Source organism: Sphingobium sp. CR28 (assembly GCF_052327305.1).
Classification (GTDB): Bacteria; Pseudomonadota; Alphaproteobacteria; order Sphingomonadales; family Sphingomonadaceae; genus Sphingobium.
This window is the reverse complement of record NZ_CP182486.1, coordinates 1707857-1722298: the sequence shown is the minus strand read 5'-3', so window position 1 is coordinate 1722298 and position 14442 is coordinate 1707857. Positions and strand designations below refer to the sequence as shown.

13 protein-coding genes are annotated in these 14442 nt (G+C 62.5%); 7 read left to right on the top strand and 6 right to left on the bottom strand.

From position 1 onward, the window contains the following. Positions 1-50 precede the first annotated feature (50 nt). Complete coding sequence (locus ACNAOH_RS08290) at positions 51-2270, top strand: TonB-dependent receptor domain-containing protein (RefSeq protein WP_443969725.1); 2220 nt, start codon at positions 51-53, stop codon at positions 2268-2270. A gap of 86 nt (positions 2271-2356) precedes the next feature. Here ACNAOH_RS08290 and ACNAOH_RS08285 read toward each other — a convergent pair whose 3' ends face one another. Beyond that, complete coding sequence (locus tag ACNAOH_RS08285; protein WP_443969724.1) at positions 2357-4270, bottom strand: M61 family metallopeptidase; 1914 nt, start codon at positions 4268-4270, stop codon at positions 2357-2359. A gap of 34 nt (positions 4271-4304) precedes the next feature. Continuing rightward, positions 4305-5204, bottom strand: a complete 900-nt coding sequence (locus tag ACNAOH_RS08280) for a LysR family transcriptional regulator (RefSeq protein WP_443969723.1) — start codon at positions 5202-5204, stop codon at positions 4305-4307. Between the two features lie 115 nt (positions 5205-5319). Between ACNAOH_RS08280 and ACNAOH_RS08275 the strand changes: the two genes are divergently transcribed. The 3 genes from ACNAOH_RS08275 to epsC all read left to right on the top strand — a co-directional run bounded on the left by ACNAOH_RS08275 (position 5320) and on the right by epsC (position 8207). Further along, positions 5320-6030, top strand: coding sequence for a pirin family protein (locus ACNAOH_RS08275; protein ID WP_443969722.1), 711 nt, complete (start codon positions 5320-5322; stop codon positions 6028-6030). Positions 6031-6234: 204 nt separating this feature from the next. Next, positions 6235-7131, top strand: coding sequence for a pirin family protein (locus ACNAOH_RS08270; RefSeq protein WP_443969721.1), 897 nt, complete (start codon positions 6235-6237; stop codon positions 7129-7131). 125 nt (positions 7132-7256) lie between these two features. Next, positions 7257-8207, top strand: a complete 951-nt coding sequence (gene epsC, locus ACNAOH_RS08265) for a serine O-acetyltransferase EpsC (RefSeq protein ID WP_443969720.1) — start codon at positions 7257-7259, stop codon at positions 8205-8207. Positions 8208-8236: 29 nt separating this feature from the next. On the opposite strand, the gene ACNAOH_RS08260 is transcribed toward epsC, so the two are convergent. The 4 genes from ACNAOH_RS08260 to ACNAOH_RS08245 form a co-directional block, all read right to left on the bottom strand. Beyond that, on the bottom strand, positions 8237-8938 hold the full coding sequence (locus ACNAOH_RS08260; protein WP_443969719.1) for a glutamine amidotransferase: 702 nt from the start codon (positions 8936-8938) through the stop codon (positions 8237-8239). A gap of 181 nt (positions 8939-9119) precedes the next feature. After that, a complete protein-coding gene (locus tag ACNAOH_RS08255; RefSeq protein ID WP_443969718.1) occupies positions 9120-9695 on the bottom strand; it encodes a nitroreductase family protein in 576 nt (191 codons plus the stop codon). A gap of 117 nt (positions 9696-9812) precedes the next feature. Next, positions 9813-11966, bottom strand: coding sequence for an AsmA family protein (locus tag ACNAOH_RS08250; RefSeq protein WP_443969717.1), 2154 nt, complete (start codon positions 11964-11966; stop codon positions 9813-9815). A gap of 71 nt (positions 11967-12037) precedes the next feature. After that, a complete protein-coding gene (locus ACNAOH_RS08245) occupies positions 12038-12835 on the bottom strand; it encodes a universal stress protein (RefSeq protein WP_443969716.1) in 798 nt (265 codons plus the stop codon). Between the two features lie 276 nt (positions 12836-13111). Between ACNAOH_RS08245 and rpmI the strand changes: the two genes are divergently transcribed. From rpmI to ACNAOH_RS08230, 3 genes are all read left to right on the top strand, one after another. Further along, positions 13112-13315, top strand: coding sequence for a 50S ribosomal protein L35 (gene rpmI, locus ACNAOH_RS08240; protein WP_443969715.1), 204 nt, complete (start codon positions 13112-13114; stop codon positions 13313-13315). Between the two features lie 13 nt (positions 13316-13328). After that, positions 13329-13691 (top strand): 50S ribosomal protein L20, encoded by a 363-nt coding sequence (rplT, locus tag ACNAOH_RS08235; RefSeq protein ID WP_443969714.1) that lies wholly within the window; start codon positions 13329-13331, stop codon positions 13689-13691. A gap of 109 nt (positions 13692-13800) precedes the next feature. Next, positions 13801-14427: a LysE family translocator gene (locus ACNAOH_RS08230; protein ID WP_443969713.1), complete on the top strand. Its 627-nt coding sequence runs from the start codon at positions 13801-13803 to the stop codon at positions 14425-14427. The last annotated feature ends 15 nt before the right edge of the window (positions 14428-14442 follow it).

The window sequence follows — 14442 nt, the reverse complement described above, 5'->3', positions numbered from 1 at the left end:
TTTCACGCGGCGCAGCGGCGCTTCTTACAACGGCTGCTCTTTGCGGGCCGATGCCTGCCTGGGCACAGATGCCCCTGCCGGCGCCCGAAGAAGGGGACGCGGGGGAGCGCGATACCGGGCGTTCCAGAGACATCGTGGTGACCGGGCAGTCTCTCAAAGCGGTGGAAACGGCGCTGCCCGTGCAGGTGCTGGCGGGCGATGATCTCGCACATCGCCGTCAGGGCGGGCTGGGCGAGACTCTGGCGGGTCTTCCCGGCATTCATCTCGACAATTTCGGTGGCGGCGCCTCGCGACCGGTCATCCGTGGTCAGACATTGCCGCGCATCGAGGTGCTGACGGATGGCGCCAATCTGTTCGACGTTTCGTCGATCTCGCCCGATCACGCCATTACGACCGATCCGCTACTGCTGGATGCGATCGAGATTCAACGCGGGCCTAGCGCGATCCGCTATGGCGGCAATGCCACCAATGGCGCGATCAACCTCATCGATAGCAAGGTGCCAAAGATCGTGCCGGCGGATGGCCTGACCGGCGCGACTGAAGTGCGTTTTGGGACCGGGGACGAGGAAAAGACGCTTGTCGGCCGAGTCACTGCGGGCGTGGGGCCGTTTGCGGTGCATGCAGAAGGCGCACGGCGCAGAGCCGGCGACTATGATGTGCCGGACGCCTTCGGCTCGGATAAGCTGCGCGATTCTTTTGCCAATAGCACCAGCTATGCCTTTGGCGCCTCCTGGATCACGTCAAAAGGCTATATCGGCGCTGCCTATAGCCGAATGGAAAGCAGCTACGGCCTGCCTGGCCACAGCCACATAAACGGGGTGTGCCATACCCACGGGCTCGACCTTCATTGTGGGGCGCATGGGGCGTTCGATGACCCGTTCGGCGGGGCTGACGATCACACCGCTTACATTAAACTGCGCGCAGACCGGATCGACCTTCGCGGCGACTATGATGATCTTCTGCCGGGCTTTGCCCATGTCCGCCTGCGGGGATCCTATACCGACTATGCGCACGACGAGATCGATGGCGATCTGTTGTTCACGCGCTATACCAACGAAGTCTGGGATGGGCGCCTCGAACTCACCCATCGGCCGATCTTCGGCTTCAGCGGCACGCTCGGCGTTCAGTATACCGATGGCAGGTTCAGCGGCATCAACGTCGAGGACCTGCACGTGCCGTTCCCGGACAACGCCTATGGCACGGTCCCTCCTTATTATCATCTCACTGAGAATGTCGGTGTGTTCCTGAGTGAGCGCCGCTCGTTCGGTGCGCTGGATGTGGAGGTTGCCGTCCGCAAGGACTGGAGAAAAATTCGGGCGGAGAGACCGCGATTTCTGTTTACGCTGACGCCCGAAATGGAAGCGACTTACGACACGATCTTCCGCGATTTTTATGGTCCTGACTGGAAGAAGGCCATCGAGGATGAAACGATCAAATCGTTTCTCAGCCGCAATCCGCCTGTCAAGCATGATCCTTTCTCGGCGTCGCTGGGCGCGACGTGGAATATCGGCAAGGGCTTTGCCGCGTCGCTCTCACTTGCCCACACCGAGCGTGCGCCGAGTGTGCGCGAACTTTATGCGCGCGGTAACAATCTCGCGACCAACAGCTATGAACTCGGGCTCGCGGCGCGAAACCCTCTGTTGAGCGGTGCAGGGCGGCGAGCCGAGGATGTGCTGGAGACAACCGATGCGGTCAATCTGACCTTCCGCAAGACCGGGGGACCGCTCACGTTCGAGGTCGGTCTCTTCTATCAGAAGGTCGACGATTATGTCTTTGCCAGGCTGATCGAGACCGAGACGGAAACGGGCGTGCCCCACAACTTCCTGATCTATACGGCTGCCGACGCGCGCTTCGCGGGACTTGACGGGGAGGTCAGCTACCAGCTCACTCCGCAATCGCGCGTAACGGTCTTTGGCGACTATGTTGACGCCAAGCTGAAGAGCGAGAACGACAATCTTCCCCGCATTCCACCGGGACGGCTTGGCGCACGGTACGATCTCACCGCCGGTCCACTTTCAGGTGAGGTGGAATATTATCATATGTTCGAGCAGGACAAAGTGGCCTCCTACGAAACGCGCACGGCTGGCTACGATATGCTCAATGCCACGCTGAGCTATCGCTTCGATCTCGGCCAGGCAAAAGCTGTCGAATTCTATGTCCGGGGCACCAACCTTCTTAACGAGCTGGCGTTTGCACACACCTCGTTCGTCAAGAATCAATCGCCTCTGCGCGGCCGCAGCGTGGCATTCGGTATGCGCCACGCATTCTGAAAGCCTGGGGCGGCGGGCCTTCGGGCCTGCCGCCTTAGCCGGGCCGAGTGTCTGCCCGCTCCATGCGCATGGATTGTCGGCGCCCATCAGCGCGGTGCAAGCAGTGCCGCAAGCGTGTCGGGTCGACCCTCAATGCGTTCGAGGCGTGGATATCGCAATGATCCGGCGTAGGGGATCGAGGCGTCGGACCGGTTGCCACCCTGATCGATGGTCAGGACGACGGGGCTTTTCGTTGAAGCGCGCACCGCAGCCAGCATCGCCTCGCGCCCGAAAGGCGCGCCATTGACCGCCACGATGCGAACCCCTGGGCGCAGGCCCGCCCGGAAAGATGGTCCCTTCCACGCCACAGCGCGCACTGTGCCGTCTGCTCGCACAGTTAGCCCGATCGAATAAGTGAGATCGGCGACTCCGGCCTCCTCCTCGTTCGCCAGAAAGGCGGTTGTCGGCGTGTCAGTGAAAGCCAGTTGCCAGCCATGGCGAGTGAGGCCGCTGGATGTATCGAGTTCGTCATGGGCGTCGATCCAGCCGCGCAGGAACCGCGCCCAGTCACCGGGTGTCACTTCGTCCAGCACGCGGCATATATTGGTGAACGTATAAGTGCTGGTCGGCGCGTCCGGCTCAGCTCCGGCGAAAAAACGGCGCGCGAAATCGTCCATACTGCGACGTCCACCACTGCGCTCGCGCAGTTCGGCATCGACCGCCAGCCAAAGCATGACCCCTTCCGAATAATAATCGCGGCGACGCTGCCAGTCACGCCATGGCACGGGCTGGCGCAGCATGAAGGAGGGATAGTTGACATCGTCGGGCAAGGGGCGCCAAGCGCGGCCGGGTCGTGCAGCAGTCTCGGCGGCTTCGATCGCCAGCCGATCGCGCAGCTCGGCGGGTGTGAACTGACCGGCCCGCGTGGCCAGCACGCGCCCCCAGAACTCGGTCTGCCCCTCATAGACCCACAAGAGACTCCCCGCGACCGGAACGTTGGGCGTCGGCGCCCAAAGGTCGGCGGGCGTTCGGTAGAAGCCATTCCACGCGTGGACGATTTCATGTGCGATCAGGTCACGGGACAGGATCTGCCCCGGCCAGTCGCGGAAATGCGACGAGGCCAGTCCATTCTCGCTGGATGTGCGGTGTTCGGTCCCGCCTGACGAGCCGTCGTCGCTCAGTCGCGCGAGAATCTCGTACCGCTTGAATGGCATGCTGCCGAAGACGGCGCGCATCTGCGCGATCAGCTTGCGCAGCTCCTGTCGCCGCTCGTCTGGCACGGTGAGATCGTCCGGTCGCAGCGCGACGAGGTCCAGCGACACCGCCCCGCTGCCCGGTGCTGTCAGCGGGAGTTGGGCCGTGTAGCGCCCAGCAAGCACTGGCGCGTCGAGCAGGGTTTCCAGCGTCGTCGTCTGGAACCGGATGGTCGAACCATCAGTGCGCTCGACGTCCAGCGCAGTGAATGGGCGCAGACCGATGGGGAGGGCGAGCGTGGCGGAGACGCCGATGTTCCGGGCGTACCAGCCGGCAGGATAAAGAACCAACCGCTGCCATGGTACTGTCACGATGTCCGGGGTCAGGAGATCGGCGCCGGCCACCATCTGGAAGTCAACCTCGATCGCAGTCGTGCCGGGTGGCAGCTGCACATGGAAGGCATGCGGGTCATAGGGGTCGCGTGCCCAGGAAATCGGCCGGCCAGCCGCTTCGACCTTCAGGCCCGCAAGATCTGTGACTGTAAGGCTCGGCCCGTGACTGGCGGGTTCCCAGCGGGGATAAAGCAGCGTGACCTTACCGTCCGGGCCAACTGGTATGCGCTGGTGAACCGTGAAGATGCGGTGCTGGACATTGGTCGCGTCCACATGAAGCTCGATCTGCCCGTTGAACCGATGGTCGATCGGGCGGGGGACGGCTTGCGCAGGTTCGACATATACTGGGCCGGGCGTGGCCTGCACCGCGGCCGAAAACGCCGGAAGAGCAAATGCCAGCAAGATGGCCATGAAACGGTCGGGCATGATCATCATCAGATGAGGCTCCGGCGAGACTGGACCACACCGCTTAGTCCGTGGGGCACAGTCCGAACTGATCGGCGAGCCAGCAAGCGGCAGGCCCCGGAGGCGTATCGGTACGCCAGATCACCGAGAATTTATACTTCTCGCCCGGGCCATCCGGCATGTTGAGCCGCACGAGCGTGCCGGCCATAAGGTCTGCCTCGACGATGGGTAGTGGCATATTACCCCATCCGATTCCCTGCCGAAGGAGCGCGTGCTTGGAACCCAAGTCCGCCAGACGCCATGTACGAGGGGAGAGAACGGAGAAGTCGCGGCCTTGCGTGAGCGGGGATCGATCGCTCAGGACGAGCTGAATGTGATCGCGCGCTGAACCAGGGCGTAACGGGCTTTCCAATGCAAGGGGGTGGTCCGGCGCTGCGACGGGCACGAGTTCCACGGAGCCGGCCTTGTGCCAGTCCAGCCCTTCCATCCCGAGGTTGAGCGGGCCGCTGATGCCGATCACCGCTTCCCGGTCGAGAACCTTCGCGGCGACTGCGCCCAGCGCTTCGACATGAAGACGCAGCGCGACAGTGGGATAGTGGACAGTGAAGGCGCGGAGCACCTGCGCGAGGAGCGCGGGCTGCAGCATCACGTCCACGACGAGACTGACCTCCGCCTCCAGGCCGTCGAGCATCCCCTTCACTTTCGCGCGCAGGCCATCCATGCCGCTGGAGATCGTGCGTGCCTCGGCCAACACGGCGCGCCCCGCGTCGGTCAGCACGGGGCGCCGTGTGCCTTCCCGGTCGAACAGGCGCACGCCCAGCTGGTTTTCCAGATTGCCGATGCCATAGCTGATGACTGACACGGCCCGATTGAGGCTGCGCGCTGCACCCGCAAAGCTGCCGGTATCGACCACGGCCAGAAACAGGCGAAGCTGATCGAACGTCGGCGTTCCCGGTTGCAGCATTTCAATTTCCTCGAATGATTGAGGTGGATTTATCTCACTCAACAGGAAAGCTGCAAGTCCCTATATGCAGGTCCAGATTGAGGCAGCCGATGCTGCTGCCGATGGAGGACAGACCATGATCGAACTTCGCCCTTTCGACGGACTTGGCCATGCCAACCATGGCTGGCTCGACGCAACGCACCACTTTTCCTTCGCGGACTATTATGACGATGCCCGCGTTCACTGGGGCAATCTGCGCGTCTGGAACGACGATGCCATTGCGCCCAAGAGCGGTTTCCCGCCGCACCCCCATCGCGACATGGAGATCATCACCTATGTTCGCGAAGGCGCGATCACGCATCAGGACAGCCTCGGCAATAAGGGCCGGACGGCTGCCGGAGACGTGCAGGTGATGTCGGCCGGCACGGGGATCACCCATGCCGAGTATAATCTGGAGGACGAGGAGACCCGGCTCTTCCAGATCTGGATCTTGCCTACAAAGGCCGGCGAGAAGCCGAGCTGGGGCACGCGGCCCTTCCCGAAGGGTGAGCGGGCTGGTCAATTTGTGACGCTGGCCTCCGGCTTCTCCGACGATGGCGATGCGCTGCCGATCCGCACGGATGCGCGAGTGGTGGCGGCGACGCTGGCCAAGGGCGAGACGGCACAGTATCGTCTGGGCCGGGATCGCAAGGCCTATCTGGTGCCTGCTCGCGGCGCGATCGAGATCGGCGATGGTAGCGATAAGGTTCAGGCAAACGCCCGGGATGGCGTCGCGATCAGCGAAATCGAGACGGTTACCGTGACCGCGCTCGAAGATAGCGAACTGGTGATGGTCGACGCGGCCTGACCCTTTGAAGCGGCGGGCATTCAGCTCTGACGGCCTGCAAATGGCGGTGTTGCGCGCTTCCGGTGCTCGTACTTTGAGTACGCTGCGCTCCGGGTCACGTCCCACCACCATTTTCGGCACGTCATCATCTCAATGCTCGCCGCTTCACACGATGATCAACTGACAGCTTTCAGGACAAACGGACAACACGGGAAAGGATCAAGGATGACCCTACGGACGAGCAACATCGACGGCGTGGACATGATCGTCCTCCCGAATGTCCGGGATCTGGGGGACGGCTTCACGGTGCGCAGGGCATTGCCCACTGCCCAGCGCCGTATGGTCGGCCCCTTCATCTTCTTCGACCAGATGGGCCCAGTGACGATGAGCGCCGGCGATGGGCTGGACGTCCGCCCTCATCCGCATATCGGCCTCGCGACCGTCACTTACCTGCTGGAAGGTGAAATCCTCCACCGCGATTCGCTTGGGTCCGTGCAGGCGATCCGGCCGGGCGAGGTCAACTGGATGACGGCCGGGAGCGGCATCGTTCATTCCGAGCGCTCAGGCGACGAGGTGCGTGCGGCGGGCGGTCCGCTTTTCGGGTTGCAGACATGGGTCGCGCTGCCAAAAGCACATGAAGAGACTGCGCCTGCCTTCTATCATCACAAGTCCGACGCGATCCCTCATGCTGAGGCTGAGGGTGTCTCCATCAAAGTGGTGGCGGGCACGAGCGACGGCATGACATCGCCGGTCCAGACCTATTCCGACATGCTCTATGCTGGGGTGACGCTGGCTGACGGCGCGCGCTACAAGCTCTCTGCCGAGCATATCGAGCGGGCAATCTATGTGATTACCGGCGCGGTTGCGGTGGAGGGTCAATGGGGCGGCTTTCAGGCCGGTGAACTGGTGATCCTGAAGCCCGGCGCGGAGATCGTTTTGCGCGGCATCGGGCCAACGCGCGTGATGCTGGTGGGCGGAGAGCCGCTGAGCGAAGCACGCAACATCTACTGGAACTTCGTGTCGTCCAGCCTCGACCGTATCGAGCAGGCGAAGGCTGACTGGCGCGAGAACCGCTTCCCGCATGTGCCGGGCGAGACGGAGTTCATCCCGCTCCCCGCGTAAAAATCTGCGCAGTTATTGGTGCCCATTCGCCTGCGAAGTAATTCTGTCCGCCGGGCAACCAGCCTTTGCGTGCAATATCTCAATCGATAAAATAGACAATCCTCGCACTGGCGAGAGTTGGATTGATGGGCATCGACGAATATTGGAATCTGGAGGATATCGCACAGGAACTGTCCGGCATCCGCAAATCTTGGCGGGCCGTACAGTCTCACCATGCCGAATATGGCGGCGAGGGCTTCCCTTCGCGCGGTGACCTCAAGAAGATCATGGAAGCGCTGTGTGGTGCGCTTTTCCCGCTTCGTCTCGGCCCCAGCTTCGTGCGCGTTCACAATGAGGACGCCTTCGTCACTCAGACGCTGCAGACTGCGCTGGCCCGGCTTTACGGCCAGATCAGGCTCGAACTCATTTATGCCATGTCGGGCGTGCCAACCCATGAGGTGGACGCGCGGGCGTCCGGAATCATAGGCGCCTTCGCCCATGCACTCCCGGATCTGCGGCGTCTGCTCGATACCGATGTGGAGGCGGCGTTTCGTGGCGACCCCGCCGCCCGCAGCGTCGATGAAGTGCTGATCTGCTATCCCTCCATGCTGGCGATCATCCACCATCGGCTCGCCCACGAGCTACACCTGCGCGGCGCACCTCTGGTGGCGCGGATCATTTCCGAAGTGGCCCATTCCAAAACCGGAATCGACATTCACCCTGGCGCGCGGATCGACCATAGTTTCTTCATCGACCACGGCACGGGCGTCGTCGTGGGCGAAACCGCGATCATCGGCGCGCGCGTGCGGCTGTATCAGGGCGTGACGCTCGGCGCGCGCACCTTCCCTGCCGATGAGACCGGGCGGATCATCAAGGACCAGCCGCGCCATCCGGTGGTGGAGGATGATGTGGTTATCTATGCGGGCGCCACAATTCTCGGGCGCGTGACCATCGGCGCCGGGTCCGAGATCGGTGGCAATGTCTGGATCACGCACAATGTTCCTGCACGTAGCCGGATCGCTCAGGCGCGAGAGAGGGAGGGGGTTGCCGTCCTTGCGGAAGTCGGCGGTCGCGAAGAGGACGGTCGGGCAGCGTAAGCGCCAGCGGCGCAAATCAGGCGTTGGGACTAGTCCGGCAAGGCGGACAGCCACTCCTCGATCATGCGCCGCCCCGCGGCGACCGCGGAAGGGCCATGCAGATCATGCGCGGCGCGTAACGCATTAGCGCATATGCCGGCAGTGGAGAGCGTATCCGGCGCTCCGTTGATCCAGGCATCGAAGCGTGGGTCTTCCCCCATCTCGGCATGGAACTGAAGCGCGAGGAGATTTGTCCCGCGCCGAAAGGCCTGATGCGGATAGGCCGTGCTTGAGCCAAGCAACTCCACGCCGTCGGGTAGCGTAAACGTGTCGCCATGCCAGTGCAGGACTGGCACGTCGTCGACATGGCGCAGGGGGGAGGCGACGCCATTGTCATTGAGCGCGATGGGATGAAAGCCGATCTCGTGCGAGGGACCAGCATAGACCTCGCTACCCAGTGCCGCCGCGATCATCTGAGCGCCCAGGCACACGCCGAGCGTGGGACGGTCAGCCGCGAGTCGCTGCGCCAGCCGCCGAAGCTGACAGGGAATCCAGGGATGGCGGTCCTGCTCATAGACGCCCATCGGACCGCCCATCATGATGAGCAGGTCGGGCTCGCGAAGATCGACTGAACCGAAGAGCGGATCGGCGACGTCGATACGACTAATCTCATAGCCCGCCGCCTCGATCGGCGCGCGATAGCCCGCTACCCCTTCATAGGGAACATGGCGGATGATGAGTGCCCGCTTCATGGCTTGTCTTCCTTTGCTCGCTCACACCTAAGGGGGAGCGGGAAAGGCAGCCAGCTATATTGCCTATCAATTAAGTTAAGTAAGCTATCCGGCAGTCAGATACAAAAAGGGCCGCCTCGGGGAGGCGGCCCTCAGGGAGCGAAACGCGGGAGGGGAAGGGCGTCTCGCTCCTAAGCCGTCATCAGGCCCGGAAGTTGCCGGGATAGCCGACCTTGTCGAGCGGCTTGCGGTCGCTGGGCACTTCGCGCTCCTTGAGGAAGTCAGGCAGAGTGTCCGGGCTGCCGATCTTGCCCACCACGAACGCGGCCTCGACCCGGAAGCCCTCGGGAACGTTCAATTCCTTCTGTGCCCGGTCGAAGTCCACGCCGGACATGCCATGCGTGTGATAGCCGAGCAGGGACGCCTGAAAGGCGAAGCTCGCCCATGCGGCGCCAGCATCGAAGCTGTGCGTGTGATTCGGTTTCTCGGGGTCGCCCATGGTGAGTTCTGACACGATGAAGAACAGCGCGGGAGCGCCCTTTGCCCAGTCTTGATTGAAGGGCACGAGAAGCGAAAGGAAGCGATCCCAGTTCTCGTCGCCGTTCAGCGCATAGAGGAAGGTCCAGGGCTGGTAATTATAAGCCGACGGCGCGTGGCGGGCGGCGTCGAGCATGGTGTCGATATCGTCCTGCGGGATAGGCTGGTCTTCGAAAGCGCGCGGCGACCATCGATTGAGGAAAAGACTGTCCAGCTTGGTAGTGGTTGTACGTCCGGTCATGGTTGCCTCCGGTAAATTCCGTGATGCGAGAATATCGCCAGTCAAATGGCATTTGCGACGGCAGCGATCCAGTCGAATAAAGTGCAACAAATTATTGCATAAAGTTGAATAGCTGCCTCAGCGGTCTTTTCGTGCAGGGGCGCTCTTGCCCACATCGTCGCGCGGTTGCCCCTTGACCGTGCGCTGACTTGAGGCGCGAGCACCGGAAAGGACGGGGCCGCAGGCGGCGGCTTTTGCATCACCGACATCCACGAAGGCGAGCACCGCAGCAAGAGGAGAAGCGATCGCACCCAGTCCCACGGCGGCGCCCGCGCGGCCAAGCAGCTCCGGGCTGATCGGATTGATACCGGGTTCGGCAAAATAGCCGGTTACGCCGACCGGGGATTGCCCCGAAAACAGACTGAACTTCTTGCTATCCGCCCGCACGCCCAGATCGAGCGACTCGTCCTTGAAACTGAACGCTCCTCGGCCGGTGATGACGTTCTTGCGTGTGTCGATCAGGATCGGATCGGCCGACGCGACGCCATTTCGCACGGTGAAGGCGATCAGGCCGCAGTTGATCTCGACCGGATCCTTGAGCTTCTTCTCGAACATTTTCTGGACGAACGTGCCGATGTCGAGTTCGGAAAGCTGAACGTTGCGCGCCCACATCGTCCCCTTGGGAATGATGACGGCAATGCGTCCGTCAGAAGTCGCGAGTGACTCCCGCACCGAATCACCCTCGCCCTTGAGCTCAACACGCGCCTTGATCGTGCCGGTGGTGCCGCTTTCCTCCACGCCCCAGCGCCCGAGCAGCCGACCCATCGGCGTGGGGGCGAGGCGAATGTCGAAATCCGTTCTGACCAGTACGTCGCGTGCGTTTATGACGATGTCTGACGCGAGTTGCCCGCCTGCCATCTCGAAGGTGAGGGGCGAGAGCTTGAGGAGCGACCGGTCGAGGCCAAGCGTCAGATCGATCTTCGAGATGGGCACATAGTCCTGCTTCACTGCCGTTACCCGATAGCGGACGTCGGCATCGAAGTGGCTGATCGCTTCCGCGCGCAATGGCGCATCCGGAAGCATTCGCGGCCTGCCGCCCACTTGCTCGACCACGGCCTTTGCACCCTGAGCGTCGAGCCGTTCCGGATTGTAGCCGACGAAGGGTCCGACATCGATCATGTCCAGCGATCGCGTGGCAATATCCGCGTCGATCTTGAGGCGACCGCTCGGGCGTGCACTGGGCAGCATGATCGTCATCTGTCCGGCAAGATCACTGTTACCGAATGCGCCGCTCATCCTGGTAAACCTCCAGGCTTCGTCTCGATATGTCAGCTGCGACGCGAGGCGATAGGCGCGCGTATCCGGAATGGCGACACCCATAAGATCGAAAAGCCGACTGAGATTGCGGCCTCGCACTGTCATGGCGAGGTCGGCGCCTTCGATCTGGGTAGCGCCCGGCAATGTGCCGCTTACGGTCATGCGCGCATCTTCGGCGCGGGCAGTGAACTGCAGGCGGTTGCGTCCGCCGACGATGGTCTCGTTGGGGGACAGAAGCGCGCCTTCGATCGTGAAGGGCCGGGCACGGGCCATGCCTCCGCCGGAAAAGCGGATATCGTTCGAAATACTCGTGTTACTGGCCTGCACCGGTTCGATGCGGAGATCAGCACTGATCTGCATCCGCGGATCGCGATAACGCAACGTTGTGCCGGCGATCCGCGCGATACGGATGTTGGGGAGATCGAACGGTTTCGGTGGTTGAGTTGGGTCGCCGAATGTCCATGTGTTGGTCCGGCCGTCGCGCGACCATTCCAGGTCGAGTGCGCCCCCTTTCATATCCAGCCACCGGATATCCCGTCGGCCGAAAACCAGCGGCAGCGTCGCGATCCGCGTGTCGAGGAGGTGGGCCGAGAGGAGCGCCGGCTTGCTTGCCCAGTCGGGATTATCGATCGTCAGTCTCTCGGCCAGGAACTTGATGGAGAATGGTGCAAAGTAGAGCTGGAAGTCGCCAGCGACTGTCACCTGCCGGTCAAGCATTCGTGAGGCGATGCGGGTTGCGGGCTGCTTGAGGAAGCGACCCTTGGTGATGAAGAGTATCAGCCAGACCAGAAACAGGGCCAGAAGCACATAAGCCAGCCACCGGAGCGGACGGGGGACGCGGCGCCAGCGGGCGAACAGTTCTTGCCGTGAAGAGCCTTTAGTCGTCTCCGAAGTGGCCCTCGGCTCCGACGTCCGCACGCCGGAGCCTATCGCCTCCCCGGCCCCTGAGTCATCCGATGAGTCTCTGACGTCCATGGGGCGGCAAACGCATCAGACGGGGATTCCGCTCCAACGGGAGTGCGCCGCAGATTCAGCAAGAGCTGCGCTCAATGCGCGATCAGCAGCGGGATGGGGGATCGGACAGCAAGCGTGCGGGTCACGCCGCCAAAGACATGTTCCCGCAGCCGGCTATGCCCGTAGCAGCCAGCGACTGCCCATTGCGCGCCCAGATCATGCATGGCCGTAACCAGTTGCGCACCCGTGTCCCCGCTGGGGGCGAGTCTGTGGATCTCGACACCGCAGTCGTGCGAGGCGAGATAGCGCGCAACATCTTCTCCGTCAGCGGCACTCCCTTTGGTGTCGATCGTCACGATATCGACCTGTTCCGCGTGCGCGAGCAGCGGCGCTGCGGCACGGACTGCCTTTTCGGCAGTGTCAGAGCCATCCCAGGCCACCATCGCCCGGCCAAAAAGATTGATGCCGTTTTGCGCAGGCGGGACGACCATCAGTGCCGTCCCGACCTTCATCGCCACCAGCGCCGGCAGATCCACAGCTTCATAGCTGCTTTCTATGCCTTCGCGGCTCACGACCACCAGGTCGCTTAGGCCGGCATTGTCCGTGATTGCCTGCTCGATCGTTCCGCTGGACATGATCCACTGGAAAGGCACGGCTTCTTTGGCGAGCCGATCAGTGAGGCGAGCGCGCAGTGCCTCTTCGTCATCCGGATCGTCGAGAATGATGGCGTTCTGGGCGTAGGTCATTCCCAGTCCGTCGGCGAGGATCGCCGGACGCAGCACGCTCAGGCCCACAAGCCGCCCTTCGACGGCCCGTACGACATCCAGCGCGCATTGGAGCCGGCTTTCCTGACCGGAGTCGCTATGTACGAGGAGCATGATCGATTTCATCGCGAGAGCCTCCTTCCGGCGCGCCGGTTCGTCCAAGCCGGCGGTCACGTCATAAAAGACTTTTCGCCGTTTTGGCCGGCCGTGTCTTTGATCGCAGTCAACGTTGCGTGTCTCTATGAGAGGTGGCGTTGCGCCTTGCATCCTGACGCTTCCCCGCCTATAGGGCCGCGCTTCCGCTTGACTGTGGAATGAAGAGGGACGGGCCGGCCGGTAAGGGCTGCCGTGTTCGTTCACAATCGTCGGCACGCTTCGCGCGCCAACAACAAGGAGACGAAAATGCCCAAGCTCAAGACCAAGAGCGGTGTGAAGAAGCGCTTCAAGTTCACCGCCTCTGGCAAGGTGAAGCATGGCGTCGCTGGCAAGCGGCACCGCCTCATCAGCCACAATGCAAAGTATATTCGCCAGAATCGCGGCACTGATGTGCTGTCCGACGCTGACGTAGCCCATGTGCGCCTCTGGGCGCCCTACGGCCTGAAGTAAGGAGTAGGGACACATGGCACGTATCAAGCGCGGCACGACGACTCGTGCAAAGCACAAGCGGATTCTGGAGCAGGCGAAGGGCTATTATGGCCGTCGCAAGAATACGATTCGCATCGCTCGTCAGGCCGTCGAAAAGGCTGGCCAATACGCCTATCGCGATCGCAAGGCTAAGAAGCGCAGCTTCCGCGCGCTCTGGATCCAGCGCATCAACGCAGCTGTGCGCATGGAAGGCCTGACCTACGGTCAGTTCATGCACGGCCTGAAGCTCGCGGGTGTCGAACTCGACCGCAAGGTACTGGCGGACATCGCCATGCACGAGGGCGAGGCATTCAAGGGCATCGTGGCTCAGGCGCAGGCAGCACTGCCCAAGGCGTAAAACGGGTTTCGACAGACACCCGACCGATCACGAGAACGGGCGCCGAGGCACAACAGCTTCGGCGCCCGTTCTGTTTTTGGCCGGATCGGTGCGACAGGAGACGAGAGCCATGACACTGACCAACTGGTGGCTCTATGCGATCGCGGTGTTCTTCATTTCCGCGACGCCGGGGCCGAATATGCTTCACGTCATGACACGGAGCATCGCAGTGGGCCCGCGCCGCGCGGTGGCCACCATGGCCGGATGCATGTCTGCCGTGCTGCTCTGTCTGCTGGCTTCGGCTGCAGGGCTTGGCGCAGTGCTCAAGGCCTATCCCTCAGTGTTCGATGTTCTGCGTTATGCGGGCGCTGCCTATCTCATATGGTTGGGCATCAAGGCGTGGCACGCGCCTGTTGGCGCTGCGCCGGAGGTATCGGCGCGACGCGACGCCGCGCTGACGCCCCGGCGTCTCTATCTCACTGGATTGCTCACTGGCCTATCCAACCCCAAGCTGATCGTCTTTGCGGCGGCGCTCTTCCCGCAGTTCATTGACGCACGGGCGTCCTTTGCGCCTCAGCTTGCCATATTGGTGGTCACCTTCGTGCTGATCGAGACTTTCTGGTATCTCGTCTATGCACTGGGCGGTCTGCGGCTTGCCCGCTGGCTGGAACCCGTCAATCGCCAGCGCCTGTTCAACCGGCTGACCGGAGGCCTGTTCGTGGCATTCGGCGGCGCGCTTATTGTCGGGCGCGCCTGAGTCTCCGCCATCCAC